Source organism: Streptococcus australis (genome assembly GCF_015553625.1).
GTDB classification, from domain to species: domain Bacteria; phylum Bacillota; class Bacilli; order Lactobacillales; family Streptococcaceae; genus Streptococcus; species Streptococcus australis_B.
In genome coordinates, this window is the sequence record NZ_JADNGY010000012.1 from 29,427 (window position 1) to 54,372 (window position 24,946).

Annotated in this window: 20 protein-coding genes; 18 read left to right on the forward strand and 2 right to left on the reverse strand. The window is 41.7% G+C overall.

The features are described 5' to 3' along the window. The first annotated feature begins 5 nt into the window (after window positions 1-5). The 8 genes from mnmG (at window position 6) to I2D56_RS09310 (ending at window position 11,226) form a co-directional block, all read left to right on the forward strand. Window positions 6-1,919: a tRNA uridine-5-carboxymethylaminomethyl(34) synthesis enzyme MnmG gene (mnmG, locus tag I2D56_RS09275; protein ID WP_023027415.1), complete on the forward strand. Its 1,914-nt coding sequence runs from the start codon at window positions 6-8 to the stop codon at window positions 1,917-1,919. Window positions 1,920-2,130: 211 nt separating this feature from the next. Then, on the forward strand, window positions 2,131-4,110 hold the full coding sequence (locus I2D56_RS09280) for a DHH family phosphoesterase (RefSeq protein ID WP_123159938.1): 1,980 nt from the start codon (window positions 2,131-2,133) through the stop codon (window positions 4,108-4,110). Further along, the gene (rplI, locus tag I2D56_RS09285) at window positions 4,107-4,559 is read left to right on the forward strand and encodes a 50S ribosomal protein L9 (protein ID WP_023024764.1); all 453 of its coding nucleotides are present in this window, start codon (window positions 4,107-4,109) and stop codon (window positions 4,557-4,559) included. Before I2D56_RS09280 ends, rplI begins: the two co-directional genes overlap by 4 nt. 24 nt (window positions 4,560-4,583) lie before the next feature. After that, window positions 4,584-5,939, forward strand: coding sequence for a replicative DNA helicase (gene dnaB / locus I2D56_RS09290; RefSeq protein ID WP_023024763.1), 1,356 nt, complete (start codon window positions 4,584-4,586; stop codon window positions 5,937-5,939). 3 nt (window positions 5,940-5,942) lie between these two features. Then, window positions 5,943-6,215 (forward strand): Veg family protein, encoded by a 273-nt coding sequence (locus I2D56_RS09295; protein ID WP_006595358.1) that lies wholly within the window; start codon window positions 5,943-5,945, stop codon window positions 6,213-6,215. A gap of 574 nt (window positions 6,216-6,789) precedes the next feature. Then, window positions 6,790-7,401, forward strand: a complete 612-nt coding sequence (rpsD, locus tag I2D56_RS09300) for a 30S ribosomal protein S4 (RefSeq protein ID WP_003009175.1) — start codon at window positions 6,790-6,792, stop codon at window positions 7,399-7,401. A gap of 283 nt (window positions 7,402-7,684) precedes the next feature. Beyond that, on the forward strand, window positions 7,685-9,838 hold the full coding sequence (gene comA / locus I2D56_RS09305; RefSeq protein WP_154854267.1) for a peptide cleavage/export ABC transporter ComA: 2,154 nt from the start codon (window positions 7,685-7,687) through the stop codon (window positions 9,836-9,838). A gap of 26 nt (window positions 9,839-9,864) precedes the next feature. After that, window positions 9,865-11,226, forward strand: coding sequence for a bacteriocin secretion accessory protein (locus I2D56_RS09310; protein WP_123159936.1), 1,362 nt, complete (start codon window positions 9,865-9,867; stop codon window positions 11,224-11,226). Window positions 11,227-11,262: 36 nt separating this feature from the next. Here the strand turns inward: I2D56_RS09310 and I2D56_RS09315 are convergent, their stop codons facing one another. Beyond that, a complete protein-coding gene (locus I2D56_RS09315; protein ID WP_195348414.1) occupies window positions 11,263-11,799 on the reverse strand; it encodes a TetR/AcrR family transcriptional regulator in 537 nt (178 codons plus the stop codon). A 135-nt stretch (window positions 11,800-11,934) separates the two neighbouring features. Between I2D56_RS09315 and I2D56_RS09320 the strand changes: the two genes are divergently transcribed. Beyond that, entirely contained in the window at window positions 11,935-14,730 is a 2,796-nt protein-coding gene (locus I2D56_RS09320; protein ID WP_195348415.1) for a YhgE/Pip domain-containing protein, read from the forward strand. A 64-nt stretch (window positions 14,731-14,794) separates the two neighbouring features. Here the strand turns inward: I2D56_RS09320 and I2D56_RS09325 are convergent, their stop codons facing one another. Beyond that, window positions 14,795-15,460, reverse strand: a complete 666-nt coding sequence (locus tag I2D56_RS09325) for a DUF4947 domain-containing protein (RefSeq protein ID WP_229039010.1) — start codon at window positions 15,458-15,460, stop codon at window positions 14,795-14,797. A 261-nt stretch (window positions 15,461-15,721) separates the two neighbouring features. Here I2D56_RS09325 and I2D56_RS09330 point away from each other — a divergent pair, with 261 nt between their 5' ends. From I2D56_RS09330 to I2D56_RS09370, 9 genes are all read left to right on the forward strand, one after another. Next, complete coding sequence (locus tag I2D56_RS09330; protein WP_023024749.1) at window positions 15,722-16,987, forward strand: S41 family peptidase; 1,266 nt, start codon at window positions 15,722-15,724, stop codon at window positions 16,985-16,987. A gap of 173 nt (window positions 16,988-17,160) precedes the next feature. Next, window positions 17,161-17,289: a teichoic acid D-Ala incorporation-associated protein DltX gene (locus I2D56_RS09335; RefSeq protein ID WP_006595368.1), complete on the forward strand. Its 129-nt coding sequence runs from the start codon at window positions 17,161-17,163 to the stop codon at window positions 17,287-17,289. Window positions 17,290-17,303: 14 nt separating this feature from the next. Then, window positions 17,304-18,854 carry a D-alanine--poly(phosphoribitol) ligase subunit DltA gene (dltA, locus tag I2D56_RS09340; protein ID WP_129822590.1) on the forward strand — a complete coding sequence of 517 codons (1,551 nt, stop codon included), beginning with the start codon at window positions 17,304-17,306 and terminating at the stop codon, window positions 18,852-18,854. After that, window positions 18,851-20,101, forward strand: a complete 1,251-nt coding sequence (gene dltB / locus I2D56_RS09345; RefSeq protein ID WP_195214255.1) for a D-alanyl-lipoteichoic acid biosynthesis protein DltB — start codon at window positions 18,851-18,853, stop codon at window positions 20,099-20,101. The genes dltA and dltB overlap by 4 nt, the downstream gene beginning before the upstream one ends. 18 nt (window positions 20,102-20,119) lie before the next feature. Continuing rightward, on the forward strand, window positions 20,120-20,359 hold the full coding sequence (gene dltC / locus I2D56_RS09350) for a D-alanine--poly(phosphoribitol) ligase subunit DltC (protein ID WP_006595371.1): 240 nt from the start codon (window positions 20,120-20,122) through the stop codon (window positions 20,357-20,359). Beyond that, complete coding sequence (gene dltD / locus I2D56_RS09355) at window positions 20,352-21,620, forward strand: D-alanyl-lipoteichoic acid biosynthesis protein DltD (RefSeq protein WP_195214254.1); 1,269 nt, start codon at window positions 20,352-20,354, stop codon at window positions 21,618-21,620. The genes dltC and dltD overlap by 8 nt, the downstream gene beginning before the upstream one ends. Window positions 21,621-21,764: 144 nt before the next feature. Then, complete coding sequence (locus tag I2D56_RS09360) at window positions 21,765-22,001, forward strand: hypothetical protein (RefSeq protein WP_195214253.1); 237 nt, start codon at window positions 21,765-21,767, stop codon at window positions 21,999-22,001. Between the two features lie 100 nt (window positions 22,002-22,101). Continuing rightward, the gene (gene aspS, locus I2D56_RS09365) at window positions 22,102-23,856 is read left to right on the forward strand and encodes an aspartate--tRNA ligase (protein ID WP_195214252.1); all 1,755 of its coding nucleotides are present in this window, start codon (window positions 22,102-22,104) and stop codon (window positions 23,854-23,856) included. Between the two features lie 73 nt (window positions 23,857-23,929). Further along, window positions 23,930-24,871, forward strand: coding sequence for a YitT family protein (locus tag I2D56_RS09370; protein WP_195214251.1), 942 nt, complete (start codon window positions 23,930-23,932; stop codon window positions 24,869-24,871). Window positions 24,872-24,946 lie beyond the last annotated feature (75 nt).

A 24,946-nucleotide genomic window follows, 5' to 3' on the forward strand; every position in this document is an offset into this window, starting at 1 on the left:
AAAAGATGACTTATAATTTTATAGAAGAATACGATATTATTGTAATCGGAGCAGGACATGCGGGTGTAGAAGCCTCACTTGCTGCGAGCCGGATGGGTTGTAAAGTTCTACTTGCAACCATCAATATAGAAATGTTGGCGTTTTTGCCTTGTAATCCTTCGATTGGTGGTTCTGCAAAAGGGATTGTGGTCCGTGAGGTAGATGCCCTCGGTGGAGAGATGGCCAAGAATATTGACAAGTCCTACATTCAAATGAAGATGTTGAATACAGGAAAGGGTCCAGCAGTCCGTGCGCTTCGTGCCCAAGCGGATAAGGAACTTTATTCTAAGGAAATGCGTAAGACGGTTGAGAACCAAGAAAATCTGACTCTTCGCCAATCAGTTATTGATGAGATCATCGTCGAAGACGGGAAGGTCAGAGGAGTTGTAACAGCGACTCATCAAGCCTATGGAGCCAAGGCTGTTATTGTCACGACAGGGACAGCTCTCAGAGGAGAAATTATTATCGGGGATCTCAAGTATTCGTCAGGACCAAATCACAGCCTTGCTTCGATTAAACTGGCTGATAATTTAAGAGACCTAGGACTTGAAATTGGTCGTTTCAAAACAGGAACGCCTCCTCGTGTCAAGGCATCGTCAATCAATTATGAAGAAACGGAAATTCAACCTGGTGATGAAAATCCAAATCACTTTTCTTACAATTCGCGTGACGAGGATTATTTAAAGGATCAAATCCCTTGTTGGCTCACCTATACCAATAGTCAAAGCCATGAGATTATCAACAGCAATTTACACCGGGCCCCTATGTTTACAGGTGTTGTAAAGGGTGTTGGTCCTCGTTATTGTCCATCTATTGAAGATAAGATTGTTCGCTTTGCTGACAAGGAACGTCACCAACTTTTCCTAGAACCAGAAGGACGCAATACAGAAGAAGTATATGTCCAAGGCTTGTCAACCAGTTTACCAGAAGACGTGCAAAGAGAACTAGTTCATTCAATTAAGGGGCTAGAAAATGCTGAGATGATGCGTACCGGTTATGCAATTGAGTACGATATGGTTCTTCCACATCAGTTACGAGCAACTTTAGAAACAAAGAAAATATCAGGTCTCTTTACAGCGGGCCAAACTAATGGAACATCTGGCTACGAGGAAGCTGCTGGCCAAGGAATTGTAGCAGGGATTAATGCGGCTCTGAAAATTCAAGGGAAACCAGAACTCATTTTGAAACGGAGTGATGGCTATATCGGGGTCATGATTGATGACTTGGTGACCAAAGGAACAGTCGAACCATATCGGTTGTTAACTAGTCGTGCTGAGTATCGCTTGATTCTTCGTCATGATAACGCAGATATGCGCTTGACAGAAATTGGGCGCGAGGTTGGTTTGGTTGACGATGAACGTTGGAACCGTTTTGAAACCAAGAAGTATCAGTTTGAAAATGAGATGAAACGTCTTGACAGTATCAAGTTAAAACCTGTAAAGGAAACCAATGAAAAAGTTACAGCACTTGGCTTCAAACCATTAACAGATGCAGTTACTGCCAAAGAATTTTTACGTCGACCAGAGGTATCCTATCAAGATGTTGTCAACTTTATCGGACCTGCTGCGGAAGAGTTAGATGATAAGATCATCGAACTGATTGAAACAGAAATTAAGTATGAGGGATATATCTCAAAAGCTTTAGACCAGGTTGAAAAGATGAAACGAATGGAAGAAAAACGAATTCCTGCCAATATTGACTGGGATGATATTGACTCCATCGCAACAGAAGCTCGTCAAAAGTTCAAACTGATTAATCCAGAGACCATTGGTCAAGCTAGTCGGATTTCAGGTGTCAACCCAGCTGATATTTCTATCTTGATGGTTTATCTTGAAGGCAAGAGTCGGAGTATTTCGAAAAACCAAGAAAAAGAATCCTAACTTGATGAGGATGTAAATATGTGAAGGAAGTGGCTGAAGAGCTACTTCTTTTCTCGTTTTATAGTTTGTTTACAATGGTGTAAAGATTCTTTACAGTGTTAGACAAGTGATCAATCAATCCATGATCCATCTTAGCCATTTGTTTGGCGGAAAGGCTTGACTGGCCTCGCTTTTTCTTATATTTTATGGTATAATGGCCCAACAGAGGTTTATGATGAAAAAATTTCGTATGACTCCTATCCATTATTGTATGGTAGGTTTGTTAGCATTTATTATATTAGCCATCAGTTCCAGATTAATGGGTGGCACAATTGCAAATTTATTTGTGATTCTGTTGATCCTTTCCGGTGTCATCTATCTTTTTCTTCATCAATTAAAGCAAGTAGAGTTAGATGAGTTAGAACAAATTCAATATGTTAATCATCAGGCTGAAAATGGATTGGCCTCGCTACTAGATAAAATGCCAGTTGGTGTGATTAAGGTAAACGGTGAAACCAATGAAGTCGAGTGGTTTAATCCCTATGCGGAGTTGATTTTCTCCACTGAGGATGGACAATTTGATGTGGAATACCTGCAACAAGTTTTGGCAATTCCATTTGAGGGGAAAGGCCATTACGCAACCATTGGGGATAAAAAATATTCGGTTTATCTGGATTCCCAAGCTAGTGTCGTTTATTTTTTTGATGCTTCAAGCGAGTACGAAGCCAACGTCGGTCTTGTTACCACTAGACCGGTTATCGGGATTATGTCTGTAGACAACTATGATGACTTAGAAGATGTTGTGTCTGATTCAGATATCAGTAGCATCAATGGATTTATTGCAAACTTTGTTGAAGAATTCTCTGAAAAATACCATATGTTTTACCGAAGAGTTGGGATGGATCGTTTTTATCTCTTTACCGACTATACGGTCCTTGAACAATTAATAGAATCCAAATTTTCTATTATTGACCAATTCCGTGAGGAAGCAAAAAATCGTGAATTACCAATTACGGTAAGTATGGGATTCTCATACGGGGACGGCAATCATGATCAAATTGGTAGAGTTGCTTTATCGAATCTAAACTTAGCTGAAGTTCGAGGAGGCGATCAAGCGGTTGTGAAAGAAAGAGAAGAAGGTAAGGATCCTATTTTCTTTGGAGGTGGGACAGCTTCTTCTATCAAGCGCACTCGTACGCGAACTCGTGCTATGATGACAGCTATTTCTGAAAAAATTAAATCGGTTGATCAGGTATTTGTTGTTGGCCACAAAAAATTAGACATGGATGCTTTAGGAGCATCGATTGGGATGCAATTATTTGCATACAATATCAACGAACGCTCTTATGCAGTTTATGATGATACGTCCATGGCTCAGGATATCAAACGAGCGGTTGAAAAAATTCAATCTGATGGAGCGACTAAACTATTAACGGTTTCAGATGCTTTAAGGATGGTAACCGATCAATCCCTTTTGATTATGGTGGACCATTCGAAGACAGCTCTTACGCTTTCAAATGATTTGTATGAGAAGTTTTCCCAAGTCATTGTCATTGATCACCATAGACGGGATGAAGACTTCCCTGAAAATGCCATGATCACTTATATTGAAAGTGGTGCAAGTAGTGCGAGTGAGTTGGTTACTGAATTGCTTCAGTTCCAGAATTCTAAGAAGAACCGCTTGAATAAGATTCAAGCCAGTGTTCTGATGGCAGGTATTATGTTGGATACCAAGAATTTCTCAGTTCGTGTGACAAGTCGTACATTTGATGTAGCTAGTTATTTGCGAAGCCGAGGCAGTGATAGTGTCCTCATCCAGGAAATTTCAGCTATTAACTTCGATGAGTACCGCGAAGTAAATGAATTGATCCTAAATGGTCAAATGGTCTTCCCACATATTATTGTGGCAACGGGAGCAGAAGATGTTCCTTATGGGACAGTCACCATTAGTAAAGCAGCGGATAGTATGTTGGCCATGTCCAAAATTGAAGCTACCTTTGTTATTGCTCTGAATGAACAAGGAAGCATTTCCATTTCAGCTCGAAGCAGAAGCAAGGTTAATGTGCAAAAGATTATGGAGCAAATGGGAGGCGGAGGCCACTTTAATTCTGCGGCCTCTCAATTGTCAGATGTAACAATAGATCAGGTTCGTGCCCAGTTGATTGACTGTATTCGAGAAGAGGTCCAAAAGGATAAGGAGGAAGAAGAATGAAAGTTATCTTTTTAGCAGATGTAAAAGGAAAAGGAAAAAAAGGGGAAATTAAAGAAGTCCCAACAGGTTATGCTCAAAACTTTTTGATTAAAAAGAATTTAGCCAAGGAAGCCAACGCCCAAGCGATTGGGGAGCTTCGTGGTAAGCAAAAATCTGAAGAAAAAGCCCATGCGGAACTAGTCGCAGAAGCGAAAAAAATTCAAGCAAAATTAGCAGAAGAAACGACCGTTGTCCAATTTACAGAAAAAATTGGTCCTGATGGACGTACATTTGGTTCTATTACCAATAAAAAAATTGCAGAAGAACTACAAAAACAATTTGGAATCAAAATCGATAAGCGTCACATTCAAGTGGCTTCTCCAATTCGCTCTGTTGGCTTGATTGATGTGCCTGTTAAAATTTATCAGGATATTACAGGTGTTATCCAAATTCGAGTAAATGAAGGTTAAGTAAATCGTTAGAAAGGAATGACTATGGCTGAGATAGAAGAATTAAGAACCCAGCCTCAAGATATCCAAGCAGAGCAATCTGTCTTAGGAGCCATCTTTATCGATGAGGGAAAACTGGTTTTTGTTCGTGAGTTTATTGAGCCAGCAGATTTCTTTAAATATGCCCATCGGTTAATTTTTAAGGCGATGATTGACCTTGCAGACAGGGGAGATGCTATTGATGCGACTACAGTTCGCAATATTCTAGATAGTCAAGGGGATTTACAAAATATCGGTGGTCTCTCGTATCTAGCCGAAGTCATCAACTCTGTTCCAACCTCAGCCAATGCGGAATATTACGCAAAGATTGTTTCTGAAAAAGCGGTGCTAAGACGCTTGATTGCTCGTTTAACGGAGAGTATAAATCAAGCATATGATGGAGCTAGTCCGTCGGATGAGATTATTGCAGGTGCAGAAAAAGCTCTGATTGATGTTAGTGAAAAGACTAATCGGAGTGGTTTCAAGAATATTAAGGATATCTTAAATATCAACTTTGGAAGTCTTGAAACTCGGTCTTTGCAGACAACGGATATTACTGGGATTGCAACGGGGTATCGAGATCTTGATCATATGACAACAGGTCTTCATGAAGAAGAGTTGATTATTCTTGCAGCTCGTCCAGCGGTTGGTAAAACTGCCTTTGCTCTAAACATTGCTCAAAATATCGGAACCAAGTTGGATAAAACAGTTGCTATTTTCTCGCTGGAAATGGGTGCTGAAAGTTTGGTAGACCGGATGTTGGCAGCAGAGGGCTTGATTGAATCCCATTCCATTCGTACTGGTCAGCTGACAGACGATGAGTGGCGAAAATATGCAATTGCACAAGGAAATCTAGCCAATGCAAGCATTTATATAGATGATACTCCCGGTATTCGGATTACAGAAATTCGGTCTCGTTCTAGGAAATTAGCACAAGAGACCGGTAATCTCGGTCTAATCCTCATCGACTACTTGCAGTTGATTACTGGGACTGGACGTGAAAACCGTCAACAGGAAGTCTCAGAAATCTCTCGTCAATTAAAAATTTTGGCGAAAGAATTAAAGGTTCCTGTGATTGCCCTCAGTCAGCTATCTCGGGGAGTCGAACAACGACAAGATAAACGTCCGGTTCTATCCGATATTCGTGAGTCAGGATCCATCGAGCAGGATGCAGATATTGTTGCCTTTCTATATCGAGATGACTATTATGAACGTGCGGGTGAGGAAGAAGAAGGCATGCCGAATAATAAGGTTGAAGTCATTATTGAAAAAAACCGTTCGGGTGCGCGTGGAACAGTGGAGTTAATCTTCCAAAAGGAATATAATAAATTCTCCAGCATATCAAAGAGAGTAGAGGAATAATGGATGAGTGATGCATTTACTGATGTAGCAAAAATGAAAAAAATCAAAGAAGAAATCAAGGCTCATGAAGGTCAAATTGTAGAAATGACCTTGGAAAATGGCCGTAAACGTCAAAAAAATAAGTTTGGTCGATTAATTGAAGTCTATCCTTCTTTGTTTATTATTGAATACACAAATGAAAATAGTTTACCTGGTGAACCAGCAACAACCTATGTCGAATCTTACACTTACTCAGATATTTTAACTGAGAAAAATCTGATTCATTACTTAGACTAATTTGGTTAGGGTGAGCTACAAATTTCAACCGTCTCTTCTCGGAGATGGTTTTTTTAATTATATGATCGTTATAGTTATGTAAAAATATTGACAAAGCTGTCAATTTTACAATCAAATATGTCAATAATAGACAGGGAATCTTTTAAAGGCTTTTGTTCTTAATCTTGCTACAATAGGGTTATTTGGGAGACTGTTAAAACAATCATGCTTGACAAGTTGTAAAAAAGTTGTAAAGATTCATGTAAACAAAATAAAAATGAGAGGATAGAAAAGGAAATACATGATAATCGAAGTCAGAAATTAGCGATTTAGAAAGTCGCTAGCTAGAAGCGCCCATTTTACTTTTCACTTATAGAAAGAAATACAAAAAAACGAGAAAGCAACTTTACAAGGACTGGTATTGGTGGTATAATAGAATTTGTGCGAAATGACAGCAGGACAAAATGAAGCTCGTCAACAGGAAGCCAGCTAGAAAAGTAACCTTTGCTGTTTGGGCGAAGGCTTTCTGAACGAATCAGGTTTGTCTAAAACGTTATTTCCTACAAAAAATTATTTTTATAGGAGGACATTTCATATGTCACGTTATACAGGACCATCTTGGAAACAATCTCGCCGTCTTGGCTTGTCACTTACAGGTACAGGTAAAGAATTGGCACGTCGTAACTACGTACCAGGTCAACATGGACCAAACAACCGTTCAAAATTGTCAGAATACGGTTTGCAATTAGCTGAAAAACAAAAACTTCGTTTCTCTTACGGACTTGGTGAAAAACAATTCCGTAACTTGTTCGTACAAGCTACTAAGATCAAAGAAGGAACTGTCGGTTTCAACTTCATGCTTCTTTTGGAACGTCGTTTGGATAACGTTGTTTACCGTCTTGGACTTGCGACTACTCGTCGTCAAGCTCGTCAATTCGTTAACCATGGTCACATCCTTGTTGATGGAAAACGCGTTGATATCCCTTCATACCGTGTAACTCCAGGTCAAGTGATCTCAGTTCGCGAAAAATCAGCTAAAGTTCCAGCTATCCTTGAAGCTGTTGAAGCAACTCTTGGACGTCCAGCATTCGTATCATTCGATGCTGAAAAATTGGAAGGTTCATTGACTCGCTTGCCAGAACGCGATGAAATCAACCCAGAAATCAACGAAGCACTTGTGGTTGAATTCTACAACAAAATGCTTTAATTTTAAGATATATCTTACGAAAAGCCCATGGTTGTGGGCTTTTTGCTTTGTCTTAAACTGTTGATTGTTGGGTTTGCTTAGATATTTGTTCCCTATGCTTGCTTCATAGAAAGAAATGACCGCCTGTAAAAATAGGCGGTTTTTCTTTTTCAAAATAAATGATCATTCTCCTGATTTGGAGATTTTTATGACCAAATACCTAAAATAATAAACCAAATAGCGATTTTTTCTTCTCCGATAGTCCTTTTTGTTAAGATGAAACAAACAATTGGAAAGGGTTCTTATGGGATTTAAGAAAAAACATTATCGCCAACAAGTTGACATGAGAGACTGTGGTGTTGCAGCTTTAGCCATGGTCTTTGGCTACTATGGATCATACTATTCTTTAGCTAGTCTGCGGGAGAAGGCAAAAACGACTGCAGATGGAACGACCGCCTTAGGTTTGGTCAAGGTAGCAGAAGAGTTGGGCTTTGAGACACGCGCCTTCCGAGCAGACCGCACACTTTTTGACTTGGAAGGAGTGACCTATCCATTGATTGTCCACGTGATCAAGGATGGGCGTCTCCCTCATTATTACGTAGTGTATAAGAAAGATAAAAAACATCTTTACGTAGCAGATCCAGATCCAAAAGTAAAGATGACCAAATTGACGATCGAAGAGTTTGAAAAGGAATGGACAGGGATTGTCATTGCCTTGGCCCCGACTCCGGCCTATCAACCTAGTAAGGAAAAGAAAAATGGGCTCCTAGACTTTGTCCCTCTTTTGTTTAAACAACGGCAATTGGTTCTGCATATTGTTCTTGCAACATTATTGGTAACCCTCATCAATATTGTTGGTTCTTACTACCTACAATCGATTATTGATACCTATGTGCCTGATCAGATGAAGCAGACGCTGAGTGTGATTTCACTAGGTTTGATTGTGGTTTACATCTTACAGCAAATCCTCACCTACGCGCAAGATTACTTGCTCCTTGTTTTAGGCCAACGCTTGTCTATTGATGTCATTCTGTCCTATATTAAGCATGTTTTTCAGTTGCCTATGAGTTTCTTTGCGACTCGACGGACAGGAGAAGTAGTGTCGCGGTTTACAGATGCCAACCGCATTATCGATGCTCTGGCTAGTACGCTGCTTTCAATCTTTTTGGATCTGTCCATTGTTTTGATTTTATCCGTAGTCCTGTTTAGCCAAAACGCTCACCTCTTTTTCTTGACCATTCTCTTGCTGCCGATTTATGCAGTCATTATTTTTGCCTTTATGAAGCCTTTTGAGCGCTTAAATAATGAAACTATGGAAGCCAATAGTGTCTTGTCTTCTTCTATTATCGAAGATATCAATGGGATTGAAACCATCAAGTCTCTTACCAGTGAGCGTAGTCGTTATCAAAAGATTGACTCAGAATTTGTGGATTATCTGAAGAAGTCCTTTGCCATGAGCAAGGCGGAAAGTCTTCAAAAGGGGCTCAAGCACTTGGCTCAGTTGATTTTGAATGTTTTGGTCTTGTGGATGGGAGCTCATTTGGTCATGAAGCAAGAATTGAGTTTGGGTCAGCTGATTACTTACAATACTCTCCTTGTTTATTTCACAGGGCCTCTAGAGAATTTGATCAACCTCCAAACCAAACTTCAAGCCGCCCGAGTAGCTAATACCCGTCTGAATGAAGTCTATCTGATAGACTCTGAGTTCGCAGAGAAGAAGCCCCTTCAAGAGCGTGAGGCTCTCGATGGTGATCTAGTATTTGAGGGAGTAGATTACAAGTACGGTTTCGGGGCCAATGTTCTAACAGATATTAACTTAAGAATCAAAAGAGGGAGCAAGGTAAGTTTTGTCGGTATTTCAGGTTCTGGAAAAACAACGCTAGCTAAAATGATGGTGAATTTCTACCAACCCACTAAAGGAACGATTCGTCTGGGAGGAAGGGATATCCAGCAAGTGGATAAAACCTTGCTCCGCCAGCAAATCAATTATTTACCCCAGCAGCCCTATGTCTTTAATGGCACAATATTAGAGAACTTGTTACTAGGAGCGCGGGAAGGAACTAGTCAGGAAGATATCTTGCGCGCTGTTGAAATCGCAGGAATTCGAGAAGATATTGAGCGCATGCCCCTCAATTACCAAACGGAATTAACAACGGATGGTATGGGAATTTCTGGTGGACAACGGCAGCGGATTGCTTTGGCGCGTGCTTTGTTAACGGATGCTCCTATTCTGATTCTGGATGAAGCGACCAGCAGCCTAGATATCTTGACGGAGAAGAAAATTGTGGACCGCTTGATGGCCTTAGATAAGACCATTATCTTTATCGCCCATCGGTTAACGATTGCAGAACGGTCTGAAAAAGTCTTCCTCATGGACCAAGGTCGTCTTAAGGAAGAGGGAAGCCATGAAGAACTACTGAAAAAGAATGGCTATTACAGCCATTTAGTTACTTGTTAAGAGAGGACTAGGAGAAAAAAGAGAGTATGATGAACGAAAAATATTTTGAAAGTGCAGAATTCTATCAGAAACGTTTCCATAATTTTGCTAGTTTATGGGTAGTCCCTTGTTTTCTTTTACTACTTTTTGTTGTGGGATTCTCTGTCTTTGCCAAGAAGGAAGTGACCTTGTCTAGTCGAGGGACAATTGAAGCTACGCGCGTGATTGATCAAATCCAATCAACCAGTAATTCTCCCATTCAAGTCAACCATCTAAAGGAAAATAAAGAGATTAAGAAGGGAGAAATCTTGGTAGAATACCAAGAGGACCAGGAAAAACAACAAGGAATGAGCTTAACGCAACAGCTAGACCTCTTAAAGAAACAGGAGGAACAATTAAAATTGTTGAAAACGAGCATTGAGACAGGGGAGAGCCAGTTTACAGGAAATGAGCATTTTGGTTATGACCAGCTGTTTAAGGATTACCAGCAACAGATAGCGATTCTCCAAGCTCAAGCCCATCAACAAAATGCAACCATTGCTTCTCAAAATGCCAGTGCAAGTTCCAGTCAAGCAGAAATTGGCCAAGTTATCCAAGACCAAGAGAAGCGCTTAGCTGATTACCATAGTCTAAAATCAGCTCTACTAGAGGGGAGAAGTCTGGATGCGACTCATCCACTTTACTCTTTCTACCAGAGTTACGCTCAGCAAGCACACGGAGAGGAAAACGCTCAAGCACAAGCTTCTTTTATTGGCCAGTTGGATAGTCAAATCCAGCAGTTAGAGGCGAGTATTTCTAATTATCGAATCCAATATGCGGGATCCGGAAGCCAACAAGCTTTTTCGACCAGTTTAGATAGTCAAATAGCCTCCCTGAAAGCTCAACAATTGAGTAAAGTTGGACAAGATCTTCTGCTTCTTTCTCAGCAAATCGCAGATCTAGAAAGTAAGGTAAAAACACAAGAAACTCTTCTTCAGAAGACTCGGATTCTAGCGAAGGATGAAGGGGTGCTTCATTTGAATGATGAAACAAAAGGAGCGAGTATTGTAGCGGAAGGGACTCCTCTGGCTGTAGTTTATCCTCTCATTCAGAAAGAAAAAGAAGTCAAGATTGTCACCTATATTCCTTCAAAAGATATAGCCACGATTCATGTGGGAGATCGGGTTCGCTTTAGCACACAGGGAAGTAAACAAAAACCAATTACGTTAGAAGTCCGTATTAGCTCAATTGCTTCGAGTGCAACTCGGACAGAACAGGGGAACTTTTTCAAAATAGAGGGAGTCCTTCGTCTCAAGGATCATGAGGCTAAACTTCTACGTTACGGTTTGGAAGGGAAGTGTGTTCTGATCACAGGAGAAAAATCTTACTTCAGTTTCTTTGTGGATCAATTTTTAGGAGCGGGGAACTAAAGAAGGATAATAGAAAAAGAGACCGAGGTCTCTTTTTTATTCCAGCATTTTTAATAGGAAGTCCGCCATTTGTTGCGGGCTTTCTTTTTGGCCTCGCGCCACCCACATTTGACAGACTCCAAAGAAAGCATTGGTGAGGTAGACAGAACTATAGTCTCTCTCGATTTCGGTCAAAGATCGATGGCCATAACGCTCTTGCAAGCTATCAACTAGTAGAACTTGTAGCTTATGCCGCAAGAAGGATTGAATTTCTTTTGTCCCATTCTCGGTTAGAAGGATAGCAAAGAGGGGCTCCTTGGTGAGAAATTCGAAAACTTCGGTAACGGCTTGGTGTTTATCTTCTTTTTGTTTGTCAAAGATGTATTCAACTTTGTGGAAAAATTCCTGTTGGTAGCGCTCGATCATATCGTACTTATCGCGGTAGTGGGTATAGAAGCTACTCCGGCTGATACCAGCCTCTTTTGCTAACTGAACGGTTGAAATCTCATCAAAGGACTCTCTATGAAGCAGGTCAACCATGGCTTCCTGGATGATCCGTTTTGTTTTTATTCGCTTGTTGCTTTCGGTAACCATTCTAGTCCCTTTCTTTTATATACAAAATTATACACAGTGTCCAAAAATTTCTTTTTTAACTTGCGGTTTTTCAAAAGAACTGTATAATCAATTATATCAAAAAATTAGACATTGTGTATAAAAAGGAGACAAAAAATGTTTAAGGAATGGAAAGCGATTTTTAGAAAACCGACCGTTATGGTTGTGATGTTAGGGGTTGCTTTGATACCAGCTCTCTATAATGTGATCTTTCTATCTTCTATGTGGGATCCTTATGGCAAGGTTTCGGACTTGCCGGTAGCAGTTGTCAATCAAGATCAGCCAGCTCGTTATCAAGAACAAGAATTAACAATTGGAAAAGACATGGTGTCCAATTTTGAGAAGAGTGATGCCCTGGATTTTCATATTGTAGATGAAACAGCAGCTAAAGAAGGACTGAAAAAGGGTGATTATTATATGGTGGTGACCTTGCCCCAAGATCTATCCGCTAAAGCGGCATCTATCTTAACCAATCATCCCGAACAAATGACCATTGCCTACCAAACATCTAGTGGCCATAGCTTTATTGCTGGTAAGATGAGTGATTCAGCCATGATAAAAATTCAGCAAACCGTTGCTAGTAATGTAACCAAAACCTATACAAACGCTCTTTTTGAAAAGATGGGGAGTTTGAAGACAGGGATGGGAACAGCAGCTGAAGGAAGTCAAAAGCTGGCAACCGGTGCTGGTCAGTTAAAAGAGGGTGGGCAAACCCTGACAGACCATTTGACAACCTTGTCCAATTCGAGTCTCTCTTTCTCAAATGGGGCACAGACTCTTAGCACAGGACTCTTGGCCTACACCAATGGAGTTGGTCAATTAGCGACAGGTCTTCACCAAATGAAGGAGAAAGTTCCGACCCTCGTATCGGGAGTTGGGCAACTTCATAATGGTTTTACCTCCTTTAGTAGTGGACTGACGGCCTATACGTCTGGTGTTGGACAACTTGGAGATGGTTTGAACCAAATGGCTAGTCAAACGCCTCAGTTAGCCTCTGGAATTGGCCAATTGCATACAGGAATGAACACTCTCACAACAGGACTGGATACCTACACAAAAGGAGTCAGTCAGTTGAATGTTGGTGCTAGCAATTTGACGAATGGTCTAACAAACTATAGCACAGGGCTTGCTACTCTCAGTGGTGGAGCTAGTCAATTAAGTGGTCAATCGGAAGCATTGAGAAATGGAGTGTCTCAGTTAGAAACAGGAATTCAAACCTTATCTACACAACTTTCTCCGTCACCAAGTCAACAAGAGCAGCTTGCCCAATTAACAGCAGGCCTCACCCGATTAAATGAAGCTATTCAGAACACGAGCGGAGATACTAGTCAACTCAGCACAGCATTGGCAACCATTGCCACCTCTGCTCAAGGGATTTCAGCTGCAGCACAGGCTGACCGCAATTCAGTACTAGCCAATCTTCAAGCTACTGCTGCCTATCAATCGATGACAGCCGAACAACAGGCAGAACTGACGGCTGCTGTGTCTGCTGCTTCAAGTACGACGGAGACTGCTGCTCAAGCGATTTTAACTACCGTTCAAGGTTTGCAAGAAGGCTTAACGACCGAGAGTCCCTTGGCCACAGTAAAAGAAAGTGCCAATCAGATCTTGCCAACAGCTTCGTCTACCTTGAATACTCTTTCAACTAGCTTGAGCTCCGTGCAGATAGCAGTGACAGAGCAACTTCTACCAGCTAGCCAAACTCTCAACCAAGGAGTGCAACTCTATACGACAGGGGTGGACCAGTTAGCTGGCGGAGCTAGTCAGCTTAATGATAATAGTAGCACCTTGATAGCAGGCGCTACTCAATTGAGTGCGGGGACCAGTCAACTGGAGCAGAAATCTGCGGATTTGGTATCTGGAAGCAGTCAACTAGCAACAGGATTGGGAGAACTAAATGGAAAGATGCCAACTCTGATTATGGGAATGGACCAATTAGTTTCAGGGGCCAACCAATTGACTAGTAAGTCTAGCGAATTAACAACAGGTGCTGGACAACTGGCCAGTGGGATTGGTCAATTAAACACTCAAACACCAGTTTTAGCTAGCGGTGTTGATCAACTCGTATCAGGAGTCGATCAGTTATCGGATAAATCAGCTCAGTTACTATCAGGTTCTTATCAATTGGCGGATGGTGCAAGTAAAATAGCTGATGGCTCTGGTCAATTAGCGACAGGAGGCCAAGTTCTTGTCGGGGGCTTGGGGGATCTCCAAACAGGTAGTCAGAATCTCAGTCAAGGCTTGAGTTCGGCTAAGGACCAATTAAATAGCGCTAGCACTAAAAAAGAAAATGCCAGCGTATTGTCAGATCCAATTACCCTTTCAAAGACAGACCATGATAATGTTTCAGTGAATGGAGTGGGAATGGCGCCTTATATGATATCAGTTGCCCTTTTCGTCGCTGCTCTTTCTACCAATATGATTTTTGCCAAATTGCCATCTGGGCGTCATCCAGAAAGTCGTTGGGCTTGGCTGAAATCGAGATTGGAAGTGAACGGGATAATTGCTGTCTTGGCTGGTGTCCTGGTCTACGGAGCTGTTCATCTGCTAGGGATGGCAGCAAACCATGAAGCTTTGACACTTTTCCTCTGTGTGCTAGGAAGTGTGACCTTCATGTCCATGGTGACGGCCTTAACGACATGGAACAACAAGGTAGGAGCTTTTATCTCTTTGATTCTCTTGCTCCTTCAACTGGCTTCTAGTGCAGGAACTTATCCGCTTGCCCTCACTAATCGTTTCTTCCAAACCGTTCATCCGCTGTTGCCGATGAGCTATACCGTATCGGGACTAAGGGAAACCATTTCCTTGTCTGGTCAGATAGGCGGGCAAGTCACCTTCCTTACCCTGGTTTTGATGCTGTGTATTGGTTTAGGAATGCTGGCCTATCAACCTCAAAAGATGGAAGAAGACTAAACTACCTCTATCCATAGTTTCATGTGAAACAAATCCCCTTCTCTGAAGAGAAAGGGGATTTTTCTTAGTTAAAATAAAGCACTTCAGGATCTGGAGTAACATAGACAAGGTTGTCACCCTTAAAGACAAGTTGAACTTGTCCTTCTTTGTAGGTAAAGACTGTAAAAGTTTGCTCTAATTGAGCCGTTTGAGCTAGATCGACTACACCAGCCCAAAAAGCATGGAGTTGCTCGTCAGTTAAAAGGCCCTCTTGATAGAGATTAACAAGGTTTTCTTTTTCCTTTTCTGAAAAGGTCTCGAGCATATAATTTGAATCAACATGGGTTTTTTCAGGTTTACCAAGAATTTTTTTGACTATTTTTGTTGTATAGCCTTCGAAATCAGGTGTATGCACTTTTAATCCACCGTCATATTTTTTATAGTAAACGACAGAATCACCAGTTGCATAGATCTTGTCCTTGGGGGCTTCGCTAGCATTGGCAGGGAACACCTCCATTTTTTTGCTTGAGCTGGTTTTTGTCTTAGACTCTTTCTTTTCTTTGTTCGAAGAGCTAGCTTTAGATGATTTTTTAGAAGATGAGGCTTCTTTTTCACTTTTCTCTTGTTTTTTAGAGGAGGAACCAGTGCTTGTTTCTTCCGGTTTGAAATATGATTGAAAATCAGACATACAGGCTGTCAAGAAGAAAAGACTCAAAAAGAGAGTTGCAAGGAGAGTGATTTTTTTAGACATAATGTAAATCCCTTTCTAATCATAGAGCATCATTTCTTCTATTGTACACTATAAAAGATTGAAAAGCACGAAAAAATAGGAGAGAAGCTGTACGAAGTAGGTATTTATTTCATACAATCTTTCTCTCCTGTAAGGGACAGCTCGTTGTGATCTTATTTGAAGCGAGGAGGCTAGGACTTTTGTCCCAGCCTCTTTTTAGGGGTTTAAGAACTTTTTAAGGAAAAGTGGTATACTGTTTCTAAAAAAATTAAGGAGTCTTGCATGAGAAAGAGAGCTATTTTTGAAGATATCGTCTCCATTATGACTCACGATTCATCTACTATCAAAGATCGAAAAGGATGTGATCCAGAGCCTTTTCGGGAAAAAATAACAGATGATATGGCGGATGATGCCTTTCTTTATCAAGTCAGGTCCTACCTAGCCAGTTTTGGTATTATTGGGCACATCTCCTTTCAGAATAAAAAAGCTGGTCAGAAAGGCTTTCTCTTACGTGTAATGGACCATCAACTTTATGTTGAAAAGGCGCATGCAGACACTGGTCTCCAGGCAGGGGATCAGATCCTAGGTCTGGATGGAAGTGACTTGGAGCAGGTGGCGTCTCTTCATAAGGACTATTTTATAAGTAAGACCCCCGAAAGACACTACCGAGAATGGGCGGATTTGGTCTCTCAGTCCAAAAGAGTCACCCTGCTTCGAGAAGGGGTAGAAAAGACCATTGAAGTAGCGCCCAGTCGAGAGCCGATCCAAGATCAGATTTTTTGGAAACGGTTAGACGATGAGATTCTTTATCTTTGTCTGGATAACTTTATGGATGAAGGAGCTATTAGTCGCTTATACCAAGAGTGTTTACCGATGATGACGGAAGTCAAGTTCCTTCTCATTGATGTCCGACAGAACGGTGGAGGGACAGATTCTTTATATTTCCCTCTATTACATCTAGGCTTAGAGAAGGGTCAGGGCTATGATTCGCTTGACTGGGATGATGATGGCATGGAAATTCTCTACACGGAACGCAATGTCGACTTACGCTTGAAGGATTTTGAGGACTGGATGCAACAGGAAGAGATTAGTTCCGAAACAATTAAACTCCTTGAAGAGATGAAAGAGGATCTACTCCGCTATCGGGGCAAAGGCTATGTGCTGTACCAGCAAGAAAACGAGGAATTCTTCCCAGAGGTTAGAGGCGGCCAATATCCCGAACAGATCTTTATCTTATCAGATATCTATTGTGCTTCATCTGGGGACAATTTTGTCCAGATGATGAAGCAGTTTAAGAAGGTAACGGTGGTAGGTAGACCAACTCTCGGAATTTTAGACTATTCCAATTGTTGTACCGTTGATTATGGTGATTATCGATTGATGTTTCCTACTTCTCGCTGTCTAAGCGTAGATCAAGGTAGAGGAATGACGGATAAAGGTGTTGAACCGGATATAGAAATTCCCTGGACTCCAGCTCATTTTGAAAGAGACGTAGAAGTAGACAAGTGTTTGGAATTGATTCGTCAGAGTCGCGGAACGGCAAAATAAGGCTTAGATTAGATGATGGTTGACTTAAATCAGAAAAGCAATCAATTTAAGGGCAGATCTCAATTGTCTCTTATGGTAACGTTTTCTAGTATTTTTTCCTTGTGTTTGGATTGCTTTGACTGAACAAAAAATGGTAAAATAGTCAGTGATAATCAAAATGAAGAGTGAAAAAGATGAAACATAAAACACTTTATAAATTTATAGGGCAAACAATCTTGTATTTCGCTATTTTCTTAGCCCTACTCTATTTCTTTAGTTACCTTGGTCAAGGTCAAGGTGGCTTTATTTACAATGAATTCTAAAGGAGATCCCTACCGTGTCAAACCAACCAATTACTGATATGATTGAGGCGATTGAACATTACGCCCAACTACAACCAGACTATCCTGTCTACAATGTCCTTGGAGAAGAGCATACCTATGGCCAATTGAAGGCTGATTCAGATAGCTTAGCGGCCCACATTGACCAAATGGGACTTCCTGAAAAGTCACCTGTTGTGGTCTTTGGTGGACAAGAATATGAAATGTTGGCAACCTTTGTGGCCCTGACCAAGTCTGGCCACGCCTATATCCCAATTGACAGCCACTCTGCCTTGGAGCGCGTGTCTGCTATTGTTGAAGTGGCTGATCCAAGCTTAATTATCGCCATCAATGAGTTTCCAATTGAAAATCCAGCTGCTCCAGTCATGTCCTTGGAGCAAGTGCGTGAAGCTTATGCGGCTCAGAATATGTATGACTTGCAACATCCGGTCAAGGGGGATGATAACTACTACATCATCTTTACCTCGGGGACAACTGGAAAACCAAAAGGGGTGCAAATTTCACACGACAACTTGCTCAGCTTCACCAACTGGATGATTACAGACAAGGAATTTGCGACGCCAGAGCGTCCGCAAATGTTGGCCCAACCACCTTATTCCTTTGATTTGTCTGTCATGTACTGGGCACCGACCTTAGCTCTTGGAGGGACCCTTTTTGCCCTTCCATCAGCCATTACTCAAGACTTTAAACAACTCTTTGCGACCATCTTTTCTCTTCCGATTGCTATCTGGACTTCAACGCCATCTTTTGCAGATATGGCCATGTTGTCTGAAGATTTCAATGCTGAAAAGATGCCAGGCATTACCCATTTCTACTTTGATGGGGAAGAGTTAACGGTTAAAACGGCTCAAAAACTGCGCGAGCGTTTCCCAAATGCTCGGATTATCAATGCTTATGGACCAACGGAAGCGACGGTAGCTTTGTCGGCAGTTGCTATCACAGATGAAATGCTAGCGACTCTTAAACGCTTGCCAATTGGTTATACTAAAGAAGATTCTCCAACCTTCATTATTGATGAGGAAGGAAACAAATTGCCAAATGGAGAGCAAGGAGAGATCATCGTGTCTGGACCGGCTGTTTCAAAAGGTTATATGAATAATCCAGAGAAAACAGCAGAAGCCTTCTTCGAATTTGAAGGACTTCCAGCCTACCATACGGGAGATGTTGGTACCATGACAGATGAAGGTCTTCTTCTCTATGGTGGTCGAATGGACTTCCAGATCAAGTTTAACGGCTATCGTATTGAGCTAGAAGATGTTTCTCAAAACTTGAACAAATCTCAGTACATCGACTCGGCTGTTGCAGTGCCACGCTACAACAAAGATCATAAGGTTCAAAATCTCTTGGCCTATGTCATCTTAAAAGATGGCGTCAAAGAGCAATTTGAACGCGAGATTGATATTACGAAAGCCATCAAGGAAGATTTGGAACACATCATGATGTCTTATATGATGCCTTCAAAATTCCTTTACCGTGATAGTTTACCGCTAACTCCAAACGGGAAGATCGACATCAAAGGGTTGATTAGTGAGGTTAACAACCGATGATCGAGTTTTTGAAACAGCTCCCTCATTTAGAACCCTATGGGACCCCGGTCTACTTTATTTATCTGATTGGGGCCTTATTGCCCATCTTTGTTGGCCTCTTCTTTAAAAAGCGATTCCCAGTCTATGAAGCCTTGGTCAGTCTCACCTTTATTGTTCTAATGCTGACAGGGACGGATTTGAAACAAATCTATGCGGTTCTTTTCTACCTCTTTTGGCAAATCCTTTGGGTCTACTCCTATAAATTCTATCGAAGCCAGCGTGATAACAAGTGGGTTTTTTACCTCCACTCTTTCTTGGTCGTTTTGCCCTTGGTTTTTGTGAAGGTGCAACCAGCCATTGATGGCACCCAGTCTTGGATGGGCTTCCTTGGGATCTCTTATCTGACCTTCCGAGCAGTGGGTATGATTATCGAGATGCGAGACGGAACCCTCAAAGACTTTAGTCTCTGGGAATTCTTGCGTTTCTTGCTTTTTATGCCGACTTTTTCAAGTGGGCCGATCGACCGCTTCAAACGCTTCAATGAAGATTATCTGACGATTCCGGATCGAGATGAGCTTCTAGATATGTTGGAGCAGAGCGTCAAGTATATCATGCTTGGCTTCCTCTATAAGTTTATTCTAGCTCATATCTTTGGCCATCTCTTACTAGGACACGTCAAGACCTATGCCCTTCTTCAAGGGGGAATCTTTAACCTAGGCACCTTAGGGGTCATGTATGTCTTTGGTTTGGATCTCTTCTTTGACTTTGCAGGCTATTCTATGTTTGCCCTTGCGGCATCTAATTTGATGGGAATTAAGAGCCCGATCAATTTTAATCTCCCTTTCAAATCACGTGATTTAAAGGAATTTTGGAATCGCTGGCACATGAGTTTGTCCTTCTGGTTTCGTGACTTTGTCTTTATGCGTCTAGTCATGGTTTTGATGCGCAACAAGGTCTTTCAGAGCCGGATTACAACGTCAAACGTTGCCTATATTATTAACATGTTGGTCATGGGCTTCTGGCATGGAGTGACCTGGTATTATGTAGCCTATGGTCTCTTCCACGGACTTGGTCTTGTGATCAATGATGCCTGGTTGCGGAAGAAAAAGACCATCAATAAAGAACGCAAAGCAAAAGGACTAGAGCCCCTACCAGACAACCGCTGGACCCAGGCTCTTGGAATCTTTATTACCTTCAATACCGTTATGCTGTCCTTCCTGATTTTCTCAGGTTTCTTGGATCAGCAATGGTTTCCAAAAATGAAATAAGAAAAGGAAAAATGAAAAATGGATGTAAAATCACAAGTAATTGAAATTATTGACGAATTGTTTATGGAAGATGTCTCAGATATGATGGATGAGGATCTCTTTGATGCGGGTGTTCTTGATAGCATGGGAACCGTTGAGTTGATTGTGGAATTGGAAAACCGCTTCGATATTCGGGTTCCTGTATCTGAATTTGGTCGTGATGACTGGAACACAGCCAACAAAATCGTAGAAGGTGTCATGGAGCTTCAGAATGCTTAAACGATTGTGGCTGATTCTGGGTCCGGTCTTTTGTGCCATGGCTCTTGTCGCTACTCTTCTCTTTTTCTATCCGATTAACCATAAACATAATCTGACAGAGGAGAAAAAGGTCGCAGTGAGCTTGACAGCAGAAGGCTTTAAAAGTCGTGCCCGTAAAGAAGAAGCGCTCGGGGATCCCAACTATCGTTTTGTACCCTTCTTTGGTTCCAGCGAATGGTTGCGGTTTGATATCGTCCACCCAGCAGTACTAGCTGAGAAGTATGATCGTTCTTATCGCCCGTATTTTCTAGGGCAACGAGGAGCAGCGTCCTTGAACCAATATTTTGGGATGCAGCAAATTCTTCCTCAACTAGAAGGAAAAACCGCTGTCTATGTGGTATCGCCCCAGTGGTTTACGAAGGCTGGCTATGATTCGTCGGCCTTTCAGCAATACTTTAACAGCGATCAATTAACTAGCTTTTTGGCCAACCATGAAGCTGGACCAGCAAGCCAATATGCGGCGTCTCGTCTTTTGCAACAATACCCTAATGTTGCTATGCAGGGAGGAGTTCAGAAGTTGGCCAAGGGTCAGAATCTATCTGGTTTTGAAAAAGGACTCAATCAGACCCTCATGCGCTTTGTTCGTCGGGAGGATGCCTTCTTTAGCAACTTTACGGCAATGAACAATAGCAACTATGAGAAAAAAGTACTCTCTCGCTTAGATGCTTTACCGGATACATTTTCTTACGAAGCCTTGGAAGAAGTGGCGACGGCGGAAGCCAAAAAGAAAACTAATAATAATAATTTAGGCATTAGTAATAGTTTTTATACACATCGTCTTGCGAGTAAGCTCAAGAAACTCAAAGGATTCCAAAAGAATGAATCCTATGAACAATCCCCAGAATACAATGATTTACAACTCGTCTTGGATCAGTTTGCTCAATCTAAAACCAATGTGATCTTTGTCATCCCTCCAGTTAACTCTAAATGGATGGCCTATACAGGTTTGAGTAAAGACATGTATCAACGGACAGTTGAAAAAATTCGTTACCAATTAGAAAGTCAAGGCTTTACCCATATTGCTGATTTTTCTAAAGATGGTGATAAACCCTACTTTATGCAAGATACCATTCATATGGGCTGGAATGGATGGTTGGCATTTGACAAGGCAGTTGATCCTTTTGTCTCCAACCCTCAACCTGCCCCTGAATACAAGATTAACAATCGTTTCTTAAGTCAGGACTGGGCTAACTATAAAGGTCAGCCGGATCAATTTAAGTAAGATGCAAAGAGGTTGAGAATACCCAGTCTCAACCTTTTTTCCTATGGTTTTGAAGAAACTTATCCCCATATTCACAGACTTATCCACAAGCTTGTGGATAAGTCTGTCTAATACAAAGAGAGGAACTGGTACAAGATGAAAACAATGAAGAAAATAGCTTTTTATGCGATTCTTCAAGGAATCGTAATCTTTCTCATTACGGGTTTCATCACCCAATTCGTCAGAGGAGATTTCTTTTTCCGTGGCTTGGCTCCAATATTTGGGGTCTTGGCAGCCGTCATGCGTTTTGGAACAGCTAGCCTGATGAAAATGTTGGCCCCAACGCTATACGATGAAGAGGCAAAACAAGAGAAAGATCCTACCAGGAAAGAAGCTGAATAAAAGAACTGTTTTTTCTGGAAAAATCTCTGGAAAAGCACTTATCTGACAGGCTTTATGGTAAAATAGAAGGAAGAATATTAGTTTGGAGAGTAAAAATACAATGAAACGTTCCATGTATGCTGGGCGTGTTCGCGAGGAACACATTGGACAAGAACTAACCCTCAAAGGATGGGTGGGTCGACGCCGTGATTTGGGTGGCTTGATCTTTATTGATTTGCGGGACCGTGAAGGGATTATGCAATTGGTCATCAATCCGGAAACTGTTAGCTCGGAAGTCATGGCAACGGCCGAGAGCCTTCGTAGCGAATATGTGATCGAAGTGACAGGTCAAGTTGCTGCCAGACAGCAAGCGAATGATAAAATTGCAACAGGTCAGGTTGAAATGCATGTTTCTTCCTTGACTATCCTCAATACTGCAAAAACCACGCCATTTGAGATCAAGGACGGTATTGAAGCCAACGACGATACTCGTCTACGCTATCGATATTTGGACTTGCGCCGTCCAGAAATGTTGGAAAACTTAAAATTGCGTGCCAAGGTGACGCACTCTATCCGTAATTACTTGGATGAGTTGGAATTTATCGATGTGGAGACCCCCTTCCTTTCTAAGTCAACTCCAGAAGGGGCGCGTGACTACCTCGTACCATCTCGCGTCAACAAGGGACATTTTTATGCTTTGCCTCAAAGCCCTCAAATCACTAAACAATTGTTGATGAATGCTGGCTTTGACCGCTATTATCAAATCGTCAAATGTTTCCGTGATGAAGATTTACGTGGCGACCGTCAACCTGAGTTTACACAGGTCGATTTAGAAACCTCCTTCCTGACAGAGCAAGAAATTCAAGATATTACGGAAGGTTTAATCGCACGTGTTATGAAAGAAACGAAGGGCATCGAAGTGACCCTTCCTTTCCCACGGATGAAGTACGATGATGCTATGGCTCTTTATGGTTCTGACAAACCAGATACTCGTTTTGAGATGCTCTTGACAGACTTGACAGAAGTTGTAAAGGGCGTAGACTTCAAGGTCTTCTCAGAAGCTCCAGCAGTGAAAGCCATTGTGGTCAAAGGAGCAGCAGACCGCTACTCTCGTAAAGATATCGATAAGATGACCGAAGTAGCCAAGCAATATGGGGCAAAAGGTCTAGCGTGGGTCAAGGTAGTTGATGGTGCTTTAAATGGGCCAGTAGCTAAGTTCTTGACAGGTGTGACAACAGAGTTGACAAGTTCTTTACAGTTGGAAGAAAAGGATTTGGTTCTCTTTGTAGCTGATACACTAGAAGTGGCCAATGCAACTCTAGGTGCCCTTCGTTGCAGAATTGCCAAGGAATTGGACCTCATTGACAATAGTCAATTCAACTTCCTATGGGTGGTCGATTGGCCAATGTTTGAGTGGTCTGAAGAAGAAGGTCGTTACATGAGTGCCCACCATCCATTTACACTTCCGCAAGCAGATACAGCTCATGAATTAGAGGGCGATCTTGCCAAGGTACGGGCCATTGCCTATGATATTGTGCTCAATGGTTACGAGCTTGGTGGTGGTAGTCTTCGGATCAACCAAAAAGAATTGCAAGAACGGATGTTTACCGCTCTCGGTTTCTCAAAAGAAGACGCGACAGAGCAATTTGGTTTCTTGCTAGAAGCCATGGATTATGGTTTCCCTCCACATGGTGGATTAGCTCTTGGTTTGGACCGTTTTGTCATGCTGTTAGCTGGTGAGGAGAATATCCGTGAAGTGATTGCCTTTCCTAAGAATAATAAGGCAACGGATCCAATGACCCAAGCCCCTTCTACAGTAGCTACCAAACAACTGGAAGAGTTGAGCCTACAAGTAGAAGTAAAAACTGAGGAATAAGAAAAGTAAAAGCGGAAAATTACCATAAGCAACTTGTGGGATTTTCCCTTTATTTATAAATTGAGAGATAAGCATGAAAAAAACTCGCTTAGGCAAGATCTTGCGTTATTATATACGAAGATTGGCCTATAACTTTAAATTACTACGGGTCTTAAAAAGTATTTCCCGAGAGAAGTACGATGAAAAGATTTCGGCTTCTTTGGTCTATGGCTTCCTATCTGCCGTTGCTGTGAACTTCTTTTTCCAGCCGGGACGTGTGTATTCCAGTGGTGCGACAGGATTGGCCCAGATTATATCCGCCCTTAGTGATCGATTTTTAGGCTTTACCATTCCGGTCTCTTTGTCCTTCTATGCCATCAATCTGCCATTAATGATCATCGCTTGGTATCAAATTGGTCATAAGTTTACTATTTTCACCTTTATTACGGTGTCTATGAGTTCCTTCTTTATCCAATTTATGCCAGTGGTTACCCTGACCAATGATCCTATTATGAATGCTCTCTTTGGGGGAGTTGTAATGGGGACAGGGATTGGATTTGCGCTTCGCAACAATATCTCCAGTGGGGGAACCGATATTGTTAGCTTGACCATTCGAAAGCGAACGGGCAAGAACGTCGGAAAAATTTCTCTCATCGTCAATGGGAGCATCATGTTGATAGCAGGGATGACCTTTGGTTGGAAATATGCCCTCTATTCGATGATTACCATTTTTGTGTCCAGTCGAGTGACAGATGCAGTCTTTACCAAGCAGAAGCGGATGCAGGCTATGATTGTCACTAGCCAACCGGATAAGATAATTGAGAAAATTCATAAGCGTTTGCATCGTGGAGCAACCATTATCCACAATGCGGAAGGGACTTATAATCATCAGGAAAAAGCGGTCTTGCTCACCGTTATTACCAGAGCAGAGTTTAATGAGTTTAAATTTTTAATGAAAAAAGAGGATCCTGAAGCTTTTATTACCATATCAGAAAATGTTCATATTATTGGACGTTTTGTCGAGGTGGAAGATTAAAAAGAGAGTGGGACAGAAATCGGTCATTCGTTAGAATTCGATTTCGTCGTCCCACCTCCGCACAGTTGAGTAGGG